This is a genomic window from Corallococcus sp. AS-1-12, assembly GCF_020036995.1.
GTDB lineage: Bacteria > Myxococcota > Myxococcia > Myxococcales > Myxococcaceae > Corallococcus.
The window spans coordinates 31,091-55,315 of sequence record NZ_JAIQDD010000042.1 but is presented as its reverse complement, the minus strand read 5'-3'; the positions used below and the strand labels follow the sequence as shown (position 1 = coordinate 55,315).

The 24,225-nt window shown below is 73.9% G+C and carries 1 protein-coding gene; it reads right to left on the bottom strand.

The genetic code is table 11. The features are described 5' to 3' along the window. On the bottom strand, positions 1-24,095 hold a 24,095-nt coding region (locus K8556_RS36595), incomplete at its 3' end, for a non-ribosomal peptide synthase/polyketide synthase (protein WP_223744763.1). Positions 24,096-24,225 lie beyond the last annotated feature (130 nt).

Here is a 24,225-nt window from a genome sequence, read left to right as displayed (position 1 = left end):
GTGTTGCACAGGCCCCGGTGGTGCAGGAGGGTGCCCTTGGGCTTGCCGGTGGAGCCGGAGGTGTAGATGACGTAGGCCAGGTGGTCCGGCAGCACGCGCGTGGCGGGCGCGTGCGTGGGCTGACGGGCGATGACGCCCCAGTCCTCATCCAGCAGGACCCGCGTGAGCCGCGGTGCGGCCCCTGGAGGTGCCAGGGCCTTCTGCGTGAGCAGCACGCAAGCGCCGCTGTCCTCCACCACGAAGGCGAGCCGCTCGGCCGGATGCGACGGCTCCAGCGGAACGAAGGCGCCGCCGGCCTTGAGGATGCCGAGCATGCCGATGATCAGCTCCGGCGAACGCTCGCAGCACAGCGCGACACGCACGTCCGGCCCCACGCCGGACAGGCGCAGGTGGTGCGCGAGCTGGTTGGCGCGCGCGTCCAGCTCCCGGTAGGTGAGCGTGGTGCCCTGGCACTCCAGCGCGGGAGCGTCCGGGGTGCGCGCGGCCTGGGCCTCGAAGAGGTGGTGCGCGCGGGTGTCCTGGACGAAGGCGACGTGCGAGTCGTTCCAGTCGACCAGCATGCGCTGGCGCTCGCCGGGCGAGAGTCCGGTGACGTCGGACAGGCGGCCGTCGGCCGCGGCCATGAGGCCGGACAGGGCGGCGCGCCACTGCGCGAGCAACCGCTCCAGCGTGGCGGGCCCCAGGCGCTGGACGCCGGAGACCAGCCGCAGCCGCAGCTCCTGCCGCGGGATGGCGACCGCCGTGAGCGGGTAGTGGGTGCGCGAGAAGCTCTGGGGATCGCGGATGTCCAGGTGCCGCGCGCCCTCCTTCAGCGCCGCGTCCACGGGGTAGTTCTCGAAGACGAGGATGCTCTCGAAGAGCGAGGTGCCGCGCGGCACCTCGCTCCAGGCCTGGATGTCGGACAGGAGCGTGTGCTCGTGGTCGGCCAGCTCGAGCTGGTTCGCCTGCAGCTCCTTCAGCCACGTGGCCACCCGGGCATGCGCGGGCAGCCGGACGCGGACGGGCAGGGTGTTGATGAACAGGCCCACCGCGGACTCGACGTTCGCGAGCCCGGCGGGACGGCCGGAGCGCGTGGCCCCGAAGACGGCCTCGTCCTCGCCCGCGTGCCGGGCGAGCACCAGCGCCCACGCGGCCTGCACCAGCGTGTTGAGCGTGAGCTGGTGCTGGCGCGCGAAGGACTGCATCGCGGTGGTGTCCTGCTCGGACAGGGTCACCTCGCGCTCGCTGCCCTCGGCGGAGTCGCTGGCGGCTTCACCCGCGAGCGGCTCCGGCAGGGCGGTGGGCGCCCTCACCCCCGCGAGCGAGGCACGCCAGAAGGCCTCCGTCCTGGAGGGCTCCTGGCCCTGGAGCCACGCCACGTAGTCGCGGTAGCCATGCGACAGCGTGACGGCCGCGAGCGGCTGACCCGAGGCGAGCCGGGTGTACGTCGCGAACAGCTCCTTGAGGAGCAGCGCGATGCTCCAGCCGTCCACCAGCAGGTGGTGGAAGCTCCACACCAGCCGCCAGGCGTCCTGTCCCAACTGGATGAGCGTGAGCCGCATCAGCGGCGGCCGGGTGAGGTCGAAGCCCAGGGCGCGGTCCTGCGCGAGGAACGCCTGGAAGCGGGCCTCCCGCTCCGTCTCCGGGAGCGTGCACCAGTCGAGCTCCTGCCAGGGCAGCTCGCTCCGGGCGTGCACCAGTTGGACGGGCTGCTCCAGGCCCTCCCAGAGGAAGCCCGTGCGCAGCACCGGGTGCCGGGCCACCACGTGTTCCCAGGCGCGGTGCAGGGCGACCGGATCGAGCTGGGTGTGGAAGAACGCCCAGGAGAGCTGCTCGAAGTAGGAGCTGGAGCCCGGTGACAGCAGCGCGTGGAAGAGCAGGCCGCGCTGCATGGGCGCCAGCGGATAGACGTCCTCCAGCGCGGGCTGGTCCTGGAGCAGGGCGTCCAGGAAATGCGCGGGCACGCCAGCGAGCGGGAAGTCCGCGGCGGTCCGCGCGAGCGCCTGGGGCGAGTGGCGCCCGGTGATGAGCGCGCGCAGGGCCTCCGTGAAGCGCTGGCCCAGGCCCTGGAGGGTGGCCTCGTGGTGCAGGTTCTGGCTGTACGCGAACGCGACCTCCAGGCGCCCCCCGAGGATGAAGGCGTTGACCTCCAGCACGTGCGTGCGCGGACCCTCGCCGCCCTGCACGGGCCCGGTGGGCAGGCGCGAGAGGCGGAACCGGGACGACGCGGGCAGGGCCGAGTCGAGCTGTCCCAGGTAGTTGAACAGCACGGGCGCCCCCGACGCGGAGGAGCGCGGACGGGAGCCGTGCTCCGGGCGCAGGTAGCGCAGCAGTCCGTAGCCCAGGCCCTTGTCGGGCACCGCGCGCAGGGCGTGCCGCACCTGCCGCACCGCTGATGCCGGAGCGAGGGACGCATCCACGTTCACGAGCAGCGGGAACAGCGTGGTGAACCACCCCACGGTGCGCGACAGGTCCACGTCCTCGAAGAGGTCCTCGCGGCCGTGGCCCTCCAGGTCCACCATGAGGTGGGAAGCGCCGGACCACCGCGCGAGCGTGTGCGTCAGGGCCGCGAGCAGCACCTCCTCCAGCCGTGCCCCGTACGCGCCGGGCACCTCCTGGAGCAGCAACTGGGTCTCCTCGGCGCCGAGAGACGCCAGGACGCGCTTCTCCGAGTCGAGCGTGTTGCTCCCCCCGGCCACGTCCACGGGCAGCGGCGTGGGCGAAGGCAGGTCCAGCCAGGCCGGAAGCCGGGCGAAGGCGTCGGTCCGGGCATGCGCGTGCAGCCGCTCCGCCCACGCCTTGAAGGACGTGCTCTTGGGCGGCAGCGCGGGCTCCAGACCCTCGCGAAGCCGCGAGCACACGGCGTCCAGGTCCTCCAGCAGCACCCGCCAGGAGACGCCGTCCACCACGAGGTGGTGGATGACGAGCAGCAGGTAGCCGGGCCGCGAGGGGCCCAGGTCGAAGCGGACGGCGCGCAGCAGCGGACCGTGGGTGAGGTCCAGACAGGCCTGCGCTTCGGCCGCGATGCGCTCCAGGGCCGCGTGCTGTGCCTCGGGAGGCACCGCGGACAGGTCCTCGTGCTTCAGCGCGGGCGTCGCGGACTCCGCGCCTCCCAGGTGCTGCGTCCAACGCCCCTGCCGGGACTCGAAGCGCATGCGCAGGGCGTCGTGGTGCAGCAGCAGGTGTCCCAGGGCGCGCTCCAGCAGCCCGGTGTCCAGCGGCTGGAGGACCTCCAGCAGCACCGACTGGTTGAAGTGCTGGGGCCTGGAGCGGGGCTGCTCCAGGAACCAGTGCTGGATGGGCGTGAGCGGCACCTCGCCGGTGACGGGGCCCTGCTCGGACGGGAGCACCGGCGCGTCGCCCGCGGCGCGAGCCAGCTCCGCCACCGTCTGGTGCTGGAAGAGCTGCCGGGCCGTGAGCCGCAGCCCCGCGCGCCGCGCACGCGAGACGACCTGGAGGCCCAGGATGGAGTCACCGCCGAGCGTGAAGAAGTTGTCTGCCGTGCCCACGCGCTCCAGGCCCAGCACCTGGGCCCAGATGTCCGCGAGCGTGCGCTCCACGGACGTGCGCGGCGCGATGAAGCCCTCGCCGGAAGCCAGGCGCCCGGGGGCGGGAAGCGCGCGCCGGTCCAGCTTGCCGTTGGAGGACAGCGGCAGCGCCGGCAGGCTCACGAAGGCCGAGGGCACCATGTATTCGGGCAGCCGCGCCTTGAGCACGGCGCGCAGGGCGTCCTCGTCCACCCCCGCGCCGCTGGCGGCGACGACGTAGGCGACGAGCCGCTTCTGGCCCGGGACGTCCTCGCGCACCACCACGGCGGACTCGTGCACGGAGGCGTGCGAGCCCAGGACGGCTTCGATCTCCCCCAGCTCGATGCGGAAGCCGCGCAGCTTCACCTGGAAGTCGCCGCGGCCCAGGTACTCCAGGCTGCCGTCCGCGAGGTAGCGGACCCGGTCGCCCGTCTTGTAGAGGCGGGCCCCCGGTGCGTCACCGAACGGATCCGGCACGAAGCGCTCCGCGGTGAGGCCGGGACGGCCCGCGTACCCCCGCGCCAGCGCGATGCCGCCCAGGTACAGCTCGCCCACGGCCCCCGCGGGCACCAGCTCCAGACGCGGCCCGAGCACGCGCAGGTACACGTTGTGGATGGGCCGGCCAATGGGGACGCTGGCCCGGGTGTCGCCCCGGGCGCAGGCCCATGCGGTGACGTCCACGGCCGCCTCGGTGGGGCCGTACAGGTTGTGCAGCTCCGCCGGGAGCAGCGCCAGGCAGCGCGCCTGGAGGTCGGCGGGCAGCGCCTCGCCGCTGCAGATGATCCGCTGGAGGCCGGTGCAGGACTCGACGCCCGGCTCGTCCAGGAAGGCGCGCAGCATGGACGGCACGAAGTGCAGGGTGGTGATGCCCTGCTCGACGAGCGTGCGCGTCAGGTACGCGCTGTCCTGGTGGCCACCGGGCCGCGCGACCACCAGCCGCGCTCCGGTCATCAACGGCCAGAAGAACTCCCACACGGACACGTCGAAGCCGTAGGGCGTCTTCTGCAGGACGCGGTCGTCCGCCGTCAGCCCGTAGGCGTCCTGCATCCACAGCAGGCGGTTGCAGATGGCCTCGTGGGTGTTCATCGCCCCCTTGGGCTGACCCGTGGAGCCGGACGTGAAGATGACGTAGGCGAGCCCGCCGCCGTGCACCGTCACGTCTGGACGGGCCCGCGTGTGCTTCGCGAACGTGCGCCAGTCCGCGTCCAGGCTCAGCGCCTCGGGCGCCTCCGCCGGGAGCAGCGAGGCATGCCGCGCCTGGGTGAGCACCCACCGCGCCTCGCTGTCACGGAGCATGGACCGCAGCCGCTCCTGGGGCAGCGTGGGTTCCAGCGGGACGTAGGCGCCGCCGGCCTTGAGGATGCCCAGCAGGCCCACCACCAGCTCCACGGAGCGCTCCATCAGCACGGCCACGCGCGAATCGGGGACCACGCCGCGCTCGCGCAGCGCGTGCGCGACCTGGTTGGCCCGCGCGTCCAGCTCCCGGTAGGTGAGGGCCTCCTCGTCGAACGTCACCGCCACCGCGTCGGGCGTGCGCTCGGCCTGGGCCTCGATGAGCCCGTGCAGCGTGAGGGACGCCTCGCGCGCAAGGCGCGTGTCGTTCCACTCCGAGACGAGCTGGTGCCGCTCGGCCTGGGACATCAGCGGCAGCCGGGAGAGGCGCTCGTCCGGCGTGGCGAGGCTGCCCCTCAGCAGCGTCTCCAGGTGCTGCCCCAGCCGCGTGACGGTCGCCGCGTCGAACAGGTCGGTGCTGTACTCCAGCGAGCCCACCAGTCCCTCGGCCGTGTCCGCCAGCGCGAGCGTGAGGTCGAACTTCGCCGTGTCCCGTTCGAGGACCAGCGGCTTGAGGGACAGGCCCGGCAGCGCCACGTCCGCGAGCGCGTCCTGGTCCAGGACGAACATCACCTGGAAGAGCGGGGAGCGGCTCAGGTCGCGCTCCGGCCGCAGCGCGTCCACCAGTTGCTCGAAGGGCAGGTCCTGGTGCGAGTACGCCCCCAGCGCGGTGCGCCGCACCTGGGCCAGCAGCTCGCGGAAGGTGGGGTCCGCGCCCATCCGTGCGCGCAGCACCAGCGTGTTGGCGAAGAAGCCGATGAGGCCCTCGGTCTCCGCGCGCGTGCGTCCCGCGATGGGCGAACCGACGCCCACGTCGTCCTGGCCGGAGTGGCGGTGCAGCAGCACCTGGAAGGCGGCCAGCATCACCATGAAGGGGGTGACGCCCTCGCGCCGGCAGAAGGCGTGCAGCTCCCGCGTCAGCTCCACCGGCAGGCGGACCGGCACGGCCGCGCCCCGGAAGGACTGGACCGCGGGCCGGGGCCGGTCGGTGGGCAGCTCCAGCGCCGGGGGCAGGTCGTGGAGCTGCTCACGCCACCAGCCAAGCTGCGCCTCCAGGACAGGGCCCTGGAGCCACTGGCGCTGCCAGTGCGCGAAGTCCGCGTACTGCACGGGCAGCCCGGGCAGCACCGGGGCCCGCTCCTCGCGGAAGGCCTGGTAGAGCTCGGACAGCTCCCGCACCAGCACCGCCATGGACGCGCCGTCCGCGACGATGTGGTGGACGGTGAGGGCCAGCACCTGACGTCCGCCCTCCAGCCGCAGCAGCAGCGCGCGCAGCAGCGGCGCCTCGGCGAGCACGAAGGGACGGCGCGCGTCATCCGCGGCCCGGCGGAGCGCCGCCTCCATCCGCGCGTCGGCGGGCAGGTGTCCCAGGTCCTCCTCGCGCAAGGCCAGCGTCGACGGGGAGAGCCGGAGGACCGGCCGGCCGTCGGACTCGGGGAACGCCCCGCGCAGGGCTTCATGGCGCGCCAGCACGGCCCCCAGGGCCTTGCCGAGCGCGGCCGTGTCCAGCGTGCCTTCCAGCAGCAGCGCGCTGGAGATGTTGTACGCGGCGCTGCCCGGCTCCAACTGGTCCAGGAACCACAGCCGCTGCTGCGCGAAGGACAGCGGCAGGTCGCCCGTGCGCGGCAGGGGCTCCATCGCGGGGGGCCGGACGCCGTGGGCCCGGGCGTCGATGCGCTCCGCCAGCGCCGCCAGGGACGAAGCCTCGAAGATGTCACCGAGCGGCAGGTCCACCTGGAAGGTGCCCTGGACGCGCGACACGAGCTGCGTGGCCAGCAGGGAGTGGCCGCCCAGCTCGAAGAAGTCATCCGCCAGGCCCACGCGCTCCACGCGCAGCACCTGCTCCCAGATGCCGGCGAGCAACTGCTCGGTGGGCGTGCGCGGCGCGCGGAACGTGTCCGCGGGCTCGCGGGCTCCTCCCGCTTCCAGCCCCAGCGCGGCGAGCGCCCGGGTGTCCACCTTGCCGTTGGGCGTGAGGGGCAGGGCGTCCAGCGCGATGAACGCGGCGGGCACCATGTAGCCGGGCACCTGCTCCGTGAGCGTCCGGCGCAGGCCCGCCGGGTCCACGTCACCCGTGACGTACGCCACCAGTTGCGCCGCGCCGGAGGTGTCCTCGCGCGTCAGCACCGCCACCTCGCGGACGCCCGCGCAGGCCGCGATGTGCGCCTCCACTTCCCCCAGCTCGATGCGGTAGCCGCGCACCTTCACCTGCGAGTCGAGGCGGCCGAGGAACTCCAGCGTGCCGTCCGCGTTGCGCCGCACCCGGTCTCCCGTGCGGTACAGGCGCGCGCCGGGCTTCCAACTGAAGGGGTGCGGGATGAAGCGCTCCGCCGTGAGCTCCGGCCTGCGCCAGTAGCCCCGGGCCAACTGCACGCCGCCGATGTAGAGCTCTCCGGTGACGCCCACCGGCACCAGCCGCAGGTCCGCGTCCAGCACGTGCAGGTCCACGTTGGCGATGGGCCGGCCAATGGAGACGACGCTCCCCGGGGCCTCGTCGCCCGTCACCTCGTGCACGCAGCAGCCCACCACCGTCTCCGTGGGGCCGTACTCGTTGATGAGCCGCGTGTCCGGCGCGTGCTCGCGCCAGAACGTCAGGTGCTCCGCGGTGAGCGCCTCGCCGCCGATGACGAAGGCGCGCGTGCCGCCGCGGGCCTCGGCCGGGCTCAACTGGCGCGCCAGCAACTGGAGGTGGGAGGGCGTCAGCTTGACCAGGCCATGGCCGCCGCCTTCGCGCATCACCCGCGCCAGCCCCTCCACGCCGCCGCCTTCCTCCACCAGCACCACCGCGCGTCCCACCGTCAGCGGCAGCAGCAGGCTCGTCACCGTCAGGTCGAACGCGAGCGACGAGTGCACGGGCGCGGCGCCCTCGGCGGCCGGGTAGGCCCGGGCGCACCACGCCAGGTAGTTGACCACGCCCCGGTGCTCGATGAGCACGCCCTTGGGGCGCCCCGTGGAGCCGGAGGTGTAGATGACGTACGCCAGGTCGTCCGCGGTGACGCCGCTGACGGGCCGCGCGTCGCGCTCACGCGAGATGAGCGCGTGGTCCGCGTCCAGGCACACGGTCAGGAACGCGCCCGCGGGCAGCTCGTCCGCCAGCCGCTCCTGCGTGACGAGCACCGGGACCGCCGAGTCCTCCAGCATGGAGGCCAGCCGCGCCACCGGGTAGCCCGGATCCAACGGCACGTAGGCGCCGCCCGCCTTGAGGATGCCCAGGAGGCCCACGGCCATCTCCACCGTGCGCTCCACGTACAGGCCCACCAGCACGCCCGGCTTCACGCCCCGCGCGCGCAGGTGGTGCGCGAGCTGGTTGGCCCGGCGCTCCAGCTCGTGGAACGTCAGCCGCGTGTCGCCCTGGCGCACGGCCTCCGCGCCGGGGGTGCGCTCCACCTGCGCCTCGAAGAGGTGGTGGATGCAGCCCGGAGGGACGGGGGCGTGGGTGTCGTTCCAGGTGGTGAGCAGTTGCCGGCGCTCCCCGTCGGTGAGCAGGGGCAGGTCGCCCAGCCGCTGCGAGGGGCGCGCCACCATGCCCTCCAGCAGCGTGCGCCAGTGGCCCGCCAGCCGCTCCACGGTGGCGCGCCGCAGGCGCGAGGTGTCGTGGGCCAGCGTCAGCCGCAGTGGCCCGTCCGGGATGACGGTGACGTTGAGGGCGTACTGGGGCCGCTCGTCGAAGCGCACGTCGCGCACGTCCAGGCCGCCGGCCCGCGCGCGCACGGAGTCGTCCACCGGGTAGTTCTCGAAGACAAGGAGCGTCTCGAAGAGGGGCGTGCCCCGGGGCACGCCGCTCCATCCCTGCACCCGCACCAGCGGGCTGTGCTCGTGCTCCTGCGCTTCGGCCTGCCAGTCCTGGATGCGCCGCAGCCACGGCAGCAGCCGCTCCTCCGGAGGCAGCGTCACGCGCACGGGCACCGTGTTGATGAACAGGCCCACCGTGTCCGCCGCGGTGGACAGGCCCGGAGGCCGGCCCGCGACGGTGGCGCCGAACACCACGTCCGTCAGGTGCGTGTGCCGGCCCAGCAGCAGCGCCCATGCGCCCTGCACCAGCGTGTTGAGCGTGAGCTGGTGCTGCCGCGCGAAGCCCTGCAGGGCCTCCGTCAGCGCGGCCGGGAGCACCAGCTCCACCCTGCCGCTCCTGCCCTGGCGCGAGTCCCGGAGGGCGCTCGCGCGCTCATCGCCGGGCAGCGGTGTAGGGGCCGCGACACCGGCGAACGTCTTCCTCCAGAAGGACTCGGTGCGCGCCAGGTCCTGGCGGCCCAGCCACTCCACGTAGTCGCGGAAGGCCGGCGCGCGGCCCCACCGGGGCGGCTGGCCCGCGAGGCGCGACGCGTAGGCGGCGAACACGTCCTGGAGCAGCAGCCCCATGCTCCACCCGTCCTGGATGAGGTGGTGGAAGCTCCAGACGCAGCGGTACACCTGCTCGTCCAGGCGCAGCAGCGTCAGCCGCAGGAGCGGCGCGCGCGACAGCTCGAACCCGCGCGCGCTGTCCGCCTCCAGCCACGCCGCGAGCCGGGCCTGCTGCTCTCCGGGAGGCAGGCCCCGCAGGTCCACCTCGCTCCAGGGCAGCTCCGCGCGGGGGAGCACCACCTGCAACGGCTCCGCGAGCCCCTCCCAGTGGAAGCGGGTGCGCAGCGCCGGGTGCCGGTCCACCACCGCCTGCCACGCTTCACGGAAGGCCGCGACGTCCAGCCCCGAGTGGAGGGACCACGAGAGCTGTTCGACGTACGCGCCGGCTCCCGGCTCCAGCAGCGTCTGGAACAACATGCCCTGCTGCATGGGCGTGAGGCGGTAGACGTCCTCCACCGGCTCTCCCGGCGGCAGCACGGCGCTCAGCACCGACGGGCTCACGTCCACCAGCGGGAAGTCCCCCGGCGTGTAGCGCCGCGCGTCCTCGGAGTCGCGGCCGGCGATGAGCTCGCGCAGCGCCGTCAAAAGCTCCCCGGCCAGCGCCTCCACCGTGGCGTGCGTGTGCACGGCCTCGCTGTAGAGCCACTCCAGCTCCAGCTCGCCGCCCAGCACCAGCCCGTTCACCTCCAGCAGGTGGCTGCGCTGTCCGAGCCCGGAGCGCGTGGGCCCGGCGGACTCGCGCGAGGCCCGCATGCGAGCCGCACCGGAGGCCACCGCGTCGAACTGGCCCAGGTAGTTGAAGGCCACCGGCGCCGCGGGCAGGGCCCGCAGGTGTTCCCGCGCCGCGTCCGAACCCAGGTGGCGCAGCAGCCCATGGCCCAGGCCGCGTCCCGGAACGCGCCGCAGCGAGTCCCGCACGGCCCGCAGCGCCGTGCCGGGGCTGGCGCTCGCGGGCACCTGGAGCACCACCGGGTAGAGCGCGGTGAACCAGCCCACGGTGCGCGACAGGTCCACGTCCTCGAAGAGGTCCTCGCGGCCATGGCCCTCCAGGTCCACCCGGAGGCTCTCGGAGCCCGTCCAGCGCGTGAGCACGCGGGCCAGCGCCCCCAGCAACACCTCGTCGATGCGCGAGCGGTAGGCGGCGGGCACCTCCTGCAGGAGCGCCCGCGTCTCCGCCGCGTCCAGCCTCACCGCCACGCGCCGCGCGGTGGCCTGGGTGTTGTTCCCCGTCCCCTCGTGGTCCACCGGGAGGGCCGGCACGGCGCGACGGCCCTCCGTGCGCCAGAAGGCGAGCTCCTGCTCCACGGCGGGCGTCCGCGCGTGCCGCTGAAGCCGCCGGGCCCATTCCACGAAGGGCGTCGTCTTCGGAGGCAGGGCCACGCGCTCACCGCGCGCGAGCTGGCCGTAGGCGGCCTCTAGGTCCTCCAGGAGCACGCGCCACGACACGCCATCCACGGCGAGGTGGTGGACGTACAGCAGCAGCCGCTGGGGCTGTCCCGCGTCCGGCTCGAAGAGGGCGGCGCCCAGCAGCAGGCCCGACTCCAGGGACAGGCGGGCCTGCGCCCGGGCCGTCTCGCGCGCGAGCGGGGCGCCAGGGGGCAGGCGCTCCAGCCGCACCGGGCACTCCAGCCCCACCTGCGACAGCGTCCAGCCCTGGCCGTCGCGGGTGGCCCGCGTGCGCAGGGCGTCGTGGTGCTCCACCAGCGCGTTCAACGCGCGCTCCAGCACCTCGGCGTCCAGCGGCTCGTGGGCCTCCAGCAGCACGGCCTGGTTGTAGTGGTGGGGCTCCGGGAGCTCCGCGTCGAGGAAGGCGCGCTGGATGGGCGTGGGCGGCACCTCGCCCGTGACGAGCCCCTGCTCGGCCCCGGGCGCGGCCGTGGTCTCCACCACCCGCGCCAGCTCCGCCACCGTCTGGTGCTGGAAGAGCTGGCGGGGCGTGAGCCGCAGCCCGGCGCGCTGGGCGCGGGCGATGACCTGGAGGCTGAGGATGGAGTCGCCGCCGAGCGCGAAGAAGTTGTCCGAGAGGCCCACGCGCGGCGCGCCCAGCACCTGGGCCCACAGCGCGGCCAGGGTCTGCTCCACCGGCGTGACGGGCGCGACGAAGGCCGCCTCCGCGACGGACTGCTCGGGCGCGGGCAGCGCGCGCCGGTCCAGCTTGCCGTTGTCCGTGAGGGGCAGCTCCGCCATCGAGACGAAGGCGGCGGGCACCATGTACTCGGGGAGGCGCGCCTTGAGGTGGACGCGCAGGGCCTCCACGTCCGGCGACTCCCCGCTGGACGGGACGACGTAGGCGACCAGCCGCTTGTGGCCCGGCGTGTCCTCGCGCACCAGCACCGCGCTCTGGCGCAGCGAGCCGTGCTGCTCGAGCGCCGCTTCAATCTCTCCCAGCTCGATGCGGAAGCCGCGCAGCTTCACCTGGAAGTCGCCGCGGCCCAGGTACTCCAGGCTGCCGTCGGCCCGGAAGCGCGCCCGGTCCCCCGACTTGTAGAGCCGGGCCCCCGGCGTGTCGCTGAAGGGATCCGGAATGAAGCGCTCCGCCGTGAGCGCCGGCCGCGACAGGTAGCCGCGGGCCAGGCCCATGCCGCCGACGTACAGCTCGCCGGGAACACCCATGGGCGAGGGCTGCAGCCGCGCGTCCAGCACGTAGAGCTGCAGGTCCGGGATGGGGACGCCGATGATGCTGCCAGCATTTCCCTGGGCATCCTCGGCGCGCAGGGGACGGTAGGTGACATGCACCGTGGTCTCGGTGATGCCGTACATGTTGACCAGCCGGGGCCGGGTGTCCGGATGCCGGGCGAACCACGGGCGCAGGCTGGCGAACTCCAGCGCCTCGCCGCCGAAGACGACGGTGCGCAGCGACAGGCCGCTGGGGCCCTGCACGTCCGAATCCACCTGCACCAGTTGCCGGAAGGCGGACGGCGTCTGGTTGAGCACCGTGACGCGCTCCTTGCGCAGCAGCGCGTGGAAGGCCTCCGGGGAACGGCTCACCCAGTAGGGCACCACCACCAGCCTGCCGCCGTGGATGAGCGCGCCCCACAGCTCCCAGACGGAGAAGTCGAACGCGTACGAGTGGAACAGCGTCCACACGTCGTTCGCGCCGAAGTGGAACCAGTGCTGCGTGGCGGAGAACAGGCGGGTGATGCGCCCGTGCGTGAGCTGCGCGCCCTTGGGCTTGCCCGTGGAGCCGGACGTGTAGATGACGTAGGCGAGGTGCTCGGAGGTGACGCCCGGGTCCGGGTTGTCCTGCCGTCCGGACGCGGGCTCCGGCGCGAGGTCCAGGCACACCACCGCGGCGTCGTGCTCCGGCAGGGTCCTGGCCAGGGACTGCTGCGTGAGCAGCACGGGCACCCGCGAGTCCTCCAGCATGAAGGCCAGGCGCTCGCGGGGGTAGGCCGGGTCCAGCGGCACGTAGGCGCCTCCGGCCTTGAGGATGGCCAGGATGCCCACCACCATCTCCAGGGAGCGCTCCACGCACAGGCCGACGAGCGTCTCCGGGCCCACGCCCAGGCCGCGCAGCCGCCACGCGAGCCGGTTGGCGCGCGCGTTGAGCTCGCCGTAGGTGAGGTGGCTGTCCTCGAAGGTGACGGCGACGGCGTCCGGCGTCCGGGCGGCCTGCGCCTCGAACTGGTGGTGGACGCAGGCGGTGGCCGGATGCGAGGCGCGCGGCCCGCTCCACTCGCGCAGCAGCCGGTGGCGCTCGGCCTGGGACAGCAGGGGCAGCCGCGAGATGCGCCGTGACGGGTCCGCGACGATGCCCAGCAGCAGGTGGTGCAGGTGCTCCACCATGCGCGCGATGGTGGCGCCGTCGAACAGGTCCGTGCCGTACTCCAGCGAGCCCACCAGCCCGTCCGCCGTGTCCGTCAGCGACAGCAGCAGGTCGAACCGGGCGGTGTGCTGCTCCAGCGTCAGCGGGCGCAGCGTCAGGCCCGGGAGCTTGAGCTCCGGCAGCACGTCCTGCTGGAGGACGAAGACGGTCTGGAAGAGCGGCGAGCGCGTGAGGTCGCGCACGGGCTGGAGCGCCTCCACCAGCCGCTCGAAGGGCAGCTCCTGGTGGGCGAACGCGCCGAGCGTCGTCTCCCGCACCTGGGCCAGCAGCTCGCGGAAGGTGGGGTCACCGCCCAGCCGCGCGCGCACCACCAGGTTGTTGACGAAGAAGCCGATGAGCCCCTCGGTCTCCGCCACGTTGCGGCCCGCGGTGGGGGACCCCACGCAGAAGTCATCCTGGCCCGAGTACCGGTGCAGCAGCACCTGGAACGCGGCCATGAGCAGCATGAAGGGCGTCACGCCCTCGCGCTGGCTGAAGGCCCGCACGGACTCCGACAGCGCGCGCGGGTAGTGGATGGGCATGGCCGCGCCCCGGAAGGACTGGGTCGCGGGCCGGGGCCGGTCGGTCGGCAGCTCCAGCGACTGGGGCACGCCCTTGAGCTCCTGGCGCCACCAGTCGAGCTGGGACTCCAGCGCGCCGCCCCGCAGCCACTGCCGCTGCCAGTGCGCGAAGTCCGCCATGTGGACGGCAAGCTCCGGCAGGGGCGAAGGCTGGCCCGCGCGGAACGCCTCGTAGAGCGCCGCCACCTCCCGCACGAGCAGCCCCATGGACCAGCCGTCGGAGACGATGTGGTGCATCGTCACGGTCAGCACGTGGCATTCGGGCTCCAGTTGGAGGAGCGCGGCGCGCACCAGCGGGCCCTGGTCCAGCGCGAAGGGGCGCTGGGCCTCGCGGGACGCCAGCCGCAGCGCCTCCGACATGCGCTCGGAAGGGGGCAGGTGCCGCAGGTCCCGCCGCTCGGGCACCAGGTCCGCGCCAGGGACGATGCGCAGGAACGGCCCCGCGTCGTCCACGTGGAAGGTGGTGCGCAGCGACTCATGGCGGCGGCGCACCTCCGCGAGCGCCCGCGTCAGGGCGTCCGCGTCCAGCGGGCCCTCCAGCAGCACCGCGGAGGGGATGTTGTAGAGCGGGCTCTCCGGCTGGAGCTGGTCGATGAAGAGCAGCCGCTGCTGGGCGAAGGACGGCGTGAGGCGCCCCTCGCGGGACACCGGCGTGAGCGGCGTCGGGCGCGACGTCCGCGCGTCGCGCACCGCCCCTTCGAGCCGGGCCGCGAGCGCCGCGACCGTGGACGCATCGAAAAGCTCCCGCAGGGGCAGCTCCACCTGGAACGCCTTGCGGATGCGCGACAGCACCTGGGTGGTGAGCAGCGAGTGGCCCCCCAGCTCGAAGAAGTCGTCATGCAGCCCCACGCGCTCCACGCGCAGGACCTCCGCCCACATCCCGGCGACCTGCTGCTCCAGCTCCGTGCGCGGCGCGACGAACTCACGCTCGCGGACGGCGCCGGCCGTGGGGGCGGGCAGGTTCTTGCGGTCCACCTTGCCATTGGGCGAGCGCGGCAGCGCCTCCAGCACCACCAGCACGGGCGGCACCATGTACTCCGGCAGCCGTTCCTTGATGAACGCGCGCACCTCGCCGGAGTCCAGCGTCTGCCCGGCGCGCGGCGCCACGTAGCCCACCAGCCGCACGCCGCCGGGCACGTCCTCGCGCGCGACGACGACGGCCTCCAGCACCGCCGCGTGCCGCTCCAGCGCCAGTTCAATCTCCCCCAGCTCGATGCGGAAGCCGCGCACCTTGACCTGGTGGTCCACGCGGCCGAGGAACTCGATGGTGCCGTCGCGCAGGAAGCGCCCCAGGTCGCCCGTCCGGTAGAGGCGCGCGCCCGGAACGCCGCGGAACGCATCCGGCACGAAGCTCTCCGCCGTGCGACGGGGGTCGTTCAGGTAGCCGCGGCCCACGCCCACGCCGCCGATGTGGATTTCACCGGGCACGCCCATGGGCACCGGCTGGCCCGCGCGGTCCAGCAGGTACAACTGGAGGTTCGGCACCACGCGCCCGATGGGCGTGTTGACCGTGGTGGACGGCTGGCGCAGCACGTGGAGCGTCACGTCATCCGAGCACTCCGCCGGGCCGTACGCGTTGAGCAGCGGGATGCGCGGGTACAGCGAGAACCACTTGCGGCTGACCTCCGGAGGCAGGGCCTCCCCGGTGGGGATCATCCAGCGCAGGGCCTGGAGTGACGGACGCGAAGGGCCCAGCGCCTCGGCTTCCTCCAGCATCACGCGCAGCACGGAGGGCACCACCTGGACGATGGTGAGCCCCTGCGTCTGCATCTCCCGCAGCAGGCGCGGGGGGCTGCGCACCACGTCGTCGAGCAGCAGGTGCGTCCGGCCTCCCATCATCAGCGCGGTGAGGAACTGCCAGACGGAGATGTCGAAGGACTGGGACGCCGTCTGGGCCACCACGTCGCCTTCACCCAGCGACATCTCCTGGATGAGGACGTACAGGTGGTTGAGCAGGCCCGCGTGTTCGAGCATCGCGCCCTTGGGCACGCCCGTGGAGCCCGACGTGTAGATGATGTACGCCAGGTGTCCCGGCCCCGCGCGCGCGGGCAGGTCCGCTCCGGAGCCCGGAGCGGCGAGCGCCTCCTCCAGCACGAGCCCCCGGGGCTTCGCCACGGAGGACGGCAGCAGCTCACCCGCGCGCTCCAGCGTGGAGGCCAGCTCCGAGGCCACGAGCACGCGCGGCGCCAGGCTCTGCTCCAGCACCTGCGCGATGCGGTGCGGCGGGTGCGAAGGGTCCATGGGCAGGTACGTGCCGCCCGCCTTGAGGATGGCCAGCATCGCGGTGACGAAGTCGATGCTCCGGGGCGCCAGCAGGCCCACGGGCATGTCCGGGCCCACGCCTTCGGCCACCAGCCGGTGCGCCAGCCGGTTGGCCCGGGCGTTCAGCTCGCGGTAGGTGAGCTGTTGCTCCTCGCAGACCAGCGCCACGGCGTCCGGCACGCGGGCGGCCTGCTGCTCGAAGAGCCGCGGGAAGCACGCGGCGGTGGGGTAGTCCACGCGCGTGGCGTTCCAGTCCACGAGCAACTGCTGGTGCTCGGGCGGCGTGAGCAGCGGCAGGTGGGTGATGCGCTGGCCCGGGTCCGCCACCGCGCCCTCCAGCACCACCTGGAGGTGCGCCGCCATGCGGGCGATGGTCCCCTCGTCGAAGAGGTCGGTGCTGTACTCCAGCCAGCCCTTCAGGCCGTGCTCGTCCTCCATGAAGGAGAGGTTGAGGTCGTACAGCGTGGCGCCGAAGTGGATGTCCTCCACGTCCGTGAGCGCGCCCGTGAGGATGGAGGCGTCATGCGCCCGGTGCAGGATGAAGAGCACCTGGAAGAGCGGCGCGTGGCTGAGCGTGCGCGTGGGCTTGAGCGCCTCCACCAGCCGGTCGAACGGGACGTCCTGGTGGGCGTAGGCCCCCAGGGCCACCTCGCGCACCTGGGCCACGAGCTCGCGGAAGGTGAGCGCCGGGTGGAAGCTGGCGCGCAGCACCAGCGTGTTGAGGAAGAAGCCGACCAGCCCCTCCAGCTCGGAACGGCTGCGGCCCGCGGTGGGCGAGCCCACGCAGAAGTCGTCCTGCCCGGAGTAGCGGTGCAGCAACACCTGGAAGCCCGCCAGCAGCGTCATGAAGAGCGTGGCGCCCTCCTGCTGGCTGAGCGCCTTGAGGCCCTGCGTGAGCGGGCGCGGCAGGCGCAGTGCGTAGCGCTCACCCCGGCGCGAGGGGACGGTGGGCCGGGGCCGGTCCGTCGGCAGCTCCAGCACGTCCGGGACGCCCGCGAGCCGCGTCTTCCACCACGCGAGCTGCGACTCCAGCGCCTCCCCCTGCAACCACTGCCGCTGCCAGCGGGCGAAGTCGGAGTAGCGCACCGGCAGCTCGGGCAGCGGCGCGACGCGGCCTCCGGTGGCGGCCTCCACGCTCGCGCCCAGCTCGCTCGCGAGCACCACCAGGGACCAGCCGTCGGTCATGATGTGGTGCATCACCATCAGCACGTGCGACGTGTCGTCCGCCAACTGGAAGAGGGCCAGCCGGAGGATGGGGCCCTTCTCCAGGTCGAACGTCTGGCGCGACAGCTCCATCACCCGCTCATGCGCGGCGGCCTCGCGGGCCTCGGGGGGCAGGGAGCGCAGATCGAAGCAGGGCACCTGGACGTCGAAGGGCTCCGCGACCACCTGGAGCGGCCGGCCGTCCACGGTGGCGAACGTGGTGCGCAGCGCTTCGTGACGGCGCAAGAGCTCCGTGAAGACGCGGCCCAGCGGCTCGGGCTCCAGCAGGCCCCGGAAGCGCGCCAGCAGGGGCACGTTGAGGGCGATGTTGCCCGGCTCCAACTGCTGGATGAACCACATGCGCTCCTGCGCGTAGGAGAGCGGGTGGGTCCGCCCTTCGTCCGGCAGCCGCCGCAGCGGCGGCGCCCCGGAGCCCGGCCCCTGCGCGGCGCCCGGGTCGGTGGCGAGCAGCGTGAGCAGGCGCGCGGTCAGCGCCGTGAGGCTGGGACCCTTGACCAGCTCGACGATGGGGAGGGTGACCTGGAGGCGGGCCTGGATGCGGTTTCGCAGGTCCACCGACATGATGGAGTCGAACCCCAGCGTGCCCAGGGGCTGCCCTCCGTCCAGCTTCTCCGGAGCGATGCCCAGCACCGCGCCGGCCTCACCCCGCAGGAAGGCCATCAACGCTTCGGCGCGCGCCGCCGCGTCCAGCGCGAGCAGCGTGGCGCGCAGCGGGTGGCCGGAGGACGTGCCCGGGAGCGCCGCGTCGGAGCCTGCATCCGTGAGGCGCGCGAGCACCTTGCGCTCACCGCGCGTCTCCAGCACCTGGCGCAGCACGGACCAGCGGATGTCCATGACACCGGCCTGGGGCGTGCCGGACGCCAGCAGCGGTGCGATGGCGGGCAGCGCCTGCTCGGGCTCCATCAGCCGCAGGCCGCGTCCGGTGATCTTCCGGCCCTGCTCCAGCCGCGCGGCCATGCCGGCCTCCGCGAAGGTGCCCCAGTCGATGGTGAGCGCCGGCAGCCCCGCCGACTGGCGGAGGTGGGCCATGGCGGCGAGGAAGGCGTTGGCCGCGGAGTAGGGCGCCTGGCCCGGCGAACCGATGTAGGCCGACACCGAGGAGAACGACACGAAGAAGTCCAGCGGCGCGTCGCGCAGCAGCCGGTGCAGCAGCCAGCCGCCCAGCGCCTTGGGCCGCAGCAGCGTGTCGAATGGCCGCGCGTCCATCCGGGCCACGGGCATCTCCCGCGGCAGCAGCACGCCCGCCGCGTGGATGACGCCGCGCAGCTCCGGCCAGCCCTCGTCGCGGAAGGACTCCAGGTATCCACCCAGCGCCGCCGCGTCGCCCACGTCCACGGAGGCGACGTGAACGCTGGCGCCCAGCGCCTCCAGCTCACGCACCAGGCCCACCTGCCGGGCCTGCGGGGCATCCGGCTCCAGGCGCTTCCACTTCGAGCGCGGAGGCAGCGGCGTGCGGCCCAGGAGGATGAGCCGGCGCGCGCCCTGCTGGACCAGCCAGCGCGCCACGTGCGCGCCCAGGCCGCCCAGACCGCCGGTGACCAGGTACGTCCCGTCCGCCCGCACGCGAAGCGGCGCGCGCGACGAAGCCAGCTCCTGGCGGCGCACCATGCGCTCCACGAAGCGGCGGCCCTGGCGCAGCGCCACCCGGTCCTCGCCGTCACCGGCCTGGAGCGCCCCGCACAGCGCCGCCGAGGACGCCTCCAGGGACGCGGTGGGGTCCAGGTCCACCAGCCCCCCCCAGAGCTCGGGGTGCTCCGCGGCGAGCGTGCTGCTCAGACCCCAGAGCGTGGCCTGCGCGGCCTCCAGCGCATGGGGGCCCTCGCCCACGGGCTGCGCGCCACGGGTGACGAGCCACAGCCGCGCGTCCACGGACCGCGCCAGCAGGGCCCGCAGCACGGACACCACCGGCACGCAGCCCAGCGCCAGCGCCGCGCCCACCGCGTCCAGGTCCGAGCTCTCCGGGAGCACGCCGTCCAGCGCGCGCAGGTAGACGACGCGCAGGGGCGTCCCGGGGGCCTGCCCCAGCACCGGCTCCAGCGCCCGCGTCAGCGCCTCTTCCGGCGCATGGGCGATGTCCAGGCCACCTTCGCCCGGCTCCACGAGCACCACGGGCTGGCCCTGCGCGCGCAGGCGCTCCGCGAGCGCGGCGCCCGTGCCGCCGGCGTCACCCAACAGCAGCCAGCGCGCGGACTCCGGCGCGGCGGTGGCCTCGCCCGCGGGCTCCCAGCGCGTGCCGTAGAACCAGTCCTCGGACAGCTCGGGGGCTTCGGCGGCCGGGGCCGCGCCCCCCTGGGGCAGGGCAATCCAGCACCGCTCCCGCTGCCACGGGTACGTGGGCAGCGGCACGACCGGCGTGTCCTTCGCGAACAGCTCGCTCCAGCGCACGTCCACGCCCTGGGCGTAGAGCGCCCCCAGCGAGCCGAGCAGCACCGAGCGCTCGTCCTCGCCCCGGCGCATGGAGGGCACGGCCACGCCGGCGACGCCGCGCACGCGCAGCAACTGGGCGATGTCCGCCAGCAGCAGCGGGTGGGGCGCCACCTCCACGAAGAGGCCGCAGCCCGAATCGACCAGGCGCTCCATCGTGTCCGCGAAGCGCACGGGCTCGCGCAACTGCCGGGCCCAGTATTCGCCGTCCAGCACCGCGCCCTCCACGGGCAGGGCGGTGACGGTGGACACCATGGGCACGCCCGGCGCGGTGGGCCGCAGGTGGGCGAGCGCCGCGCGCATGGCGTCGCGCGCGGGCTCCATGTGGTGGCAGTGCGACGCGAAGTTGACGGCGAGCAGCCGCGCGTGGACCTGCCGCTGCTCCAGCGCGCCCAGCAGCTCCGTGAGCGCGTCCACATCACCGGAGACGATGGTGGACGTGGGACCGTTGCGGGCGGCGATGGCCAGCCGGCCCTCATAGGCCGTGAGCACTCGCGCGGCCTCGTCCGGCGCCATCTCCAGCAGGGCCATGCGACCCCGCCCGGAGGCCTGCTGCGTGACGCGGCCCCGGTGGAGGATGACCTCCAGGGCCTGGGGCAGCGACAGGGCCCCCGCGACGCACGCGGCGGCCACCTCGCCGGCGCTGTGGCCGGCGAGCTGATCCGGCTCGACGCCCAGCGAACGCCAGAGCGCGGCGAGCCCCACCTGGAGCGAGAACATCACCGGCTGCGCGAACTCCGTCTGCGCCAGCCGCGAGCGGCCCTCCTCCGCCGCCAGCTCCTCCAGGATGGACCAGCCCGCCAGGGGCTTCAGGAGCGCGTCGCACTGCTCCACGACCTGGCGGAACACGGGCTCCCGGGCCAGCAGTGAACGGGCCATGCCGAACCACTGGGGGCCCTGGCCGGAGAACACGAACGCGATGCGCGCACGTGCCCCGGGGACGGCCGGGCCCGTGAGCACGCCGGGGTGGGGCTGTCCGTCCGCCAGCGCCTGGAGCCGGGCCTGGAGCTCTTCCCAGGTGGAGGCCAGCACGGCCGCGCGGTGGGACTGGTGGCCGCGCCGGGTGGCCGCGGAGAACCCGAGCGACTCCAGGGGCGACTCCCCCCGGGGAGACAGCGCGAGGTGGCCGCGAGCCAGGGCCCGCAGGGCCTCCGGGCTTCGGGCGGAGAGGGGCACGAGCTGCGCGCGAGCGGGGGGCGGCTCACGGCGGGCGCTCCCCGCCTCGTGGCCCTGCAGCACGACGTGGGCGTTGGTGCCGCCGAAGCCGAAGGAGCTCACGCCCGCGAGCCGCGGACCGGCGGTCACGGGCCACGGCAGCAGCCGGTCCTGCACGCGCAGCGGCAGCTCGGAGAAGGGGATGTGCGGGTTGGGCGTCTGGAAGTGGAGGCTGGCCGGCACCATGCCGTGGCGCAGCGACAGCGCGACCTTGATGATGCCGGCGATGCCCGCCGCGGCCTCCAGGTGGCCGATGTTGCTCTTCACCGAGCCGAGCGCGCACGGGGCGTCCGCCGCCCGGCCCTCGGCCAGCACGGCGCCCAGGGCCTGCGCCTCGATGGGGTCGCCCAGCGACGTGCCGGTGCCGTGCGCTTCGACGTACTGGACCTGGGACGGCGCCACGCCCGCGTCGCGGTAGGCGGCGCGCAGCACGGCCTCCTGCGCGAAGCGGTTGGGCGCGGTGAGGCCGTTGGAGCGGCCATCCTGGTTCACCGCGCTGCCCCGGATGACCGCGTGGATGGTGTCGCCGTCCGCCAGCGCGCGCGACAGCGGCTTGAGCACGATGACGCCCGCGCCCTCGCCGCGCACGTAGCCGTTGGCGCTGGCGTCAAAGGCCTTGCAGCGGCCATCCGGCGCCATGAAGCCGGCCTTGCTGAAGTTGACGGTGAGCGCGGGGGACAGCATCACGTTGACGCCGCCCACCAGGGCCACCGTGGACTCACCGGCGCGCAGGCTGCGGCACGCCAGGTGCGTCGCCACCAGCGACGACGAGCACGCGGTGTCCACCGCGATGCTGGGGCCGCGCAGATCCATCACGTACGAGATGCGGTTGGCCGCGATGCTCAGCGCGCCGCCCGTCCCCGCGTAGGCGTCCGCGAGCCCGCGGCGGCTGAGCTGCATCGCGCCGAAGTCGCTGGTGGAGATGCCGACGAACACGCCCGTCCGGCTCCCCGCGAGCCGCTCGGCCGGCAGGCCCGCGTCCTCCAGCGCCTCCCACGCCACCTCCAGCAGCAGCCGCTGCTGCGGATCCATGCGTGAGGCCTCGCGCGGCGACAGCCCGAAGAAGCTCCGGTCGAAGCGGTCCACCTGCTCCAGGAACCCGCCCCAGCGCGTGGTCATCTTCCCTTCGGCCGTGGGGTCCGGATCGTAGTACTCGCGCAGGTCCCAGCGATCCGCGGGCACCTCGCGGATGGCGTCCTGGCCCTCCAGGAGCAGGCGCCAGAAGGCCTGGGGGTTCTCCGCCCCCGGGAAGCGGCACCCCAGGCCGATGATGGCGATGGGCTCCTCGGCGGCGAGCTCCCGGGGCGTGGCCGGTGCGCCCGCGTCCATCGCTCCCGGGACCGCGTCCGCCAGGTGCCGCGCCAGCGCGTCGATGGACGGGAAGTCCCACACCAGCGTGGGAGGCAGCTTGCGTCCCAGCTTCGCCTCCAGCTCACCCGCCAGTTGCACGCCCGCCACGGAGTCCACGCCGAGCTGGGCGAAGGGCGCGGCCACGTCCAGGCGCTCCACCGGGACGTTCATGGCCCGCGCGAGCGCGTCCAGGATCCACGCCTCCAGTTGTCGCACGGAAGCGGAGACGCGCGTCGCCCCGGCGGCCGGAGGCGCCACGGGGGTGGGCGTGGGCGCGACCGGCGCCGGAGGCGCTTCCGTGACGGCCTCCGCGCGCCACTGGTGCAGGGGCTCCAGCGTCCCCTCCAGCCAGGCCGCCTTGGTGGCGCGGCGCTGGATCTTCCCGCTGGTCGTCTTGTGGATGCTGCCCGCGGGGATGAGCGCCAGCCCGTGCAACTGCACCGAGTGACGCTCCGCCACGGCGGCGCGCACGGCCTGGACGACCTCCTCCACGTCGAAGGCGTGGCGCGTGTCCATCTCCTGCACCACGACCAGCCGCTCCTGGCCCGCCTCCTCCACGGAGAAGGCGGCGTTGCAGCCGGGCCTCAGCGCCGGGTGGCTCTGCTCGACGCTGGCCTCCAGGTCCTGCGGGTAGTGGTTGCGCCCGTGCAGGATGACCAGGTCCTTGAGCCGCGCGGAGATGAAGAGCTCCCCGTCCAGGACGAAGCCCAGGTCTCCGGTGCGCAGGAAGGGCCCCTCGCCGGTGCCCGCGACGCGGGCCTGGAAGGTGCGCTCGCTCTCCTCCGGCCGCCGCCAGTACCCGTTGGCCACGCTGGGGCTCTTCAGCCAGATCTCCCCGACCTCGCCGTCGGCGCGAGCCGTCAGCGACTCGGGATCCACGATGAGCAGCCGCTGATCGGCCAGGGTGCGTCCGGAGCTGACCAGGCGCCGGGTCCCGGGCCCCTGCGCGCTGGAGGCCACCGCGTGCCCGCGCTCCAGGGGCTCCACCTCCACCGTCCGCTCGATGGGGGCCTCCACGTTCACGCCGCCCGCGGCGATGAGCGTGTTCTCCGCCAGCCCGTAGCAGGGGTAGAAGGCCTCGCGCCGGAAGCCCGAGGGCGCGAAGGCCTCCTCGAAGCGCTCCAGCGTCTCCGCGCGGATGGGCTCCGCGCCACTGAACGCCACCTCCCAGGTGCTCAGGTCCAGCGCCCGCCGCTGCTCGGGCGTGCTCTTGCGCACGCACAGGTCGAAGGCGAAGTTGGGCGCGCCCGACAGCGTCGCCTTGTACTCGGAGATGGCCTCCAGCCAGCGCAGGGGCCGCTTGAGGAACGTGAAGGGGGACATCATCACGGCGGCGCGTTCGCAGCCCCACCGGATGGGGGACAGGATGCCGCCGATGAGCCCCATGTCGTGGTAGGGCGGCAGCCAGGACACGAACCGCGTTCCCGCGTGGCCGCCCATCTTCTGCCGGGCCGCCTCCAGGTTGTGCATCAGGTTGGCGTGGCTGAGCATCACGCCCTTGGGCGTGCCAGTGGAGCCGGACGTGTACTGCAGGAAGGCCAGCGAGTCCGGGCCCACGCCGGGCTTGCTCCAGGCCGACTCGATGCCCGCCGCCACGTCGTCGGTGGCCACCCAGCGCAGCTTCGCGAGCTCCGGGGCCATCTCGAACAGCCCCTCCGCCATGGAGAGGATGAAGGACGTCGTGAGCACCACCGTGGCCTGCGAGTCGCGCACGATGGCCATCAGCCGGGGCAGCGTGCGCTCCAGGCGCGAGGGATCCGGCGGGTACGCGGGCACGGCGATGACGCCGCCGTAGAGGCACCCGAAGAAGCCCGCCACGTAGTCCAGCCCCGGCGGGTACAGGAGCATGGCGCGCTCGCCCACGGCGGACTGCTGCTGGAGCAGGGCGCCCACGGCCCGGGCGCGCCGGTCCAGCTCCCCGAAGGTCACCGGCAGCGGGCCGTCGTCCTCCAGGAAGATGTACGCCTCCTCCCCGAAGCGCTGCTCGCCGCGCTGCTGGAGCATGTCGATCAGCGTGGGGATTTCCAGGGAGCCGCTGGACGGGGCCGGTGCCATTGGGGACCTTCCGGGGGGACCGCGAAGAAGTGCGCCGGGGCGCTGGGAGCGCGCCGCCGGGGAATGGAGCGCGAAGCCGCCGGGAGGACCGGCGCGCTCGCGTGAGAACGGACATGGCGCCAGCCTCGGG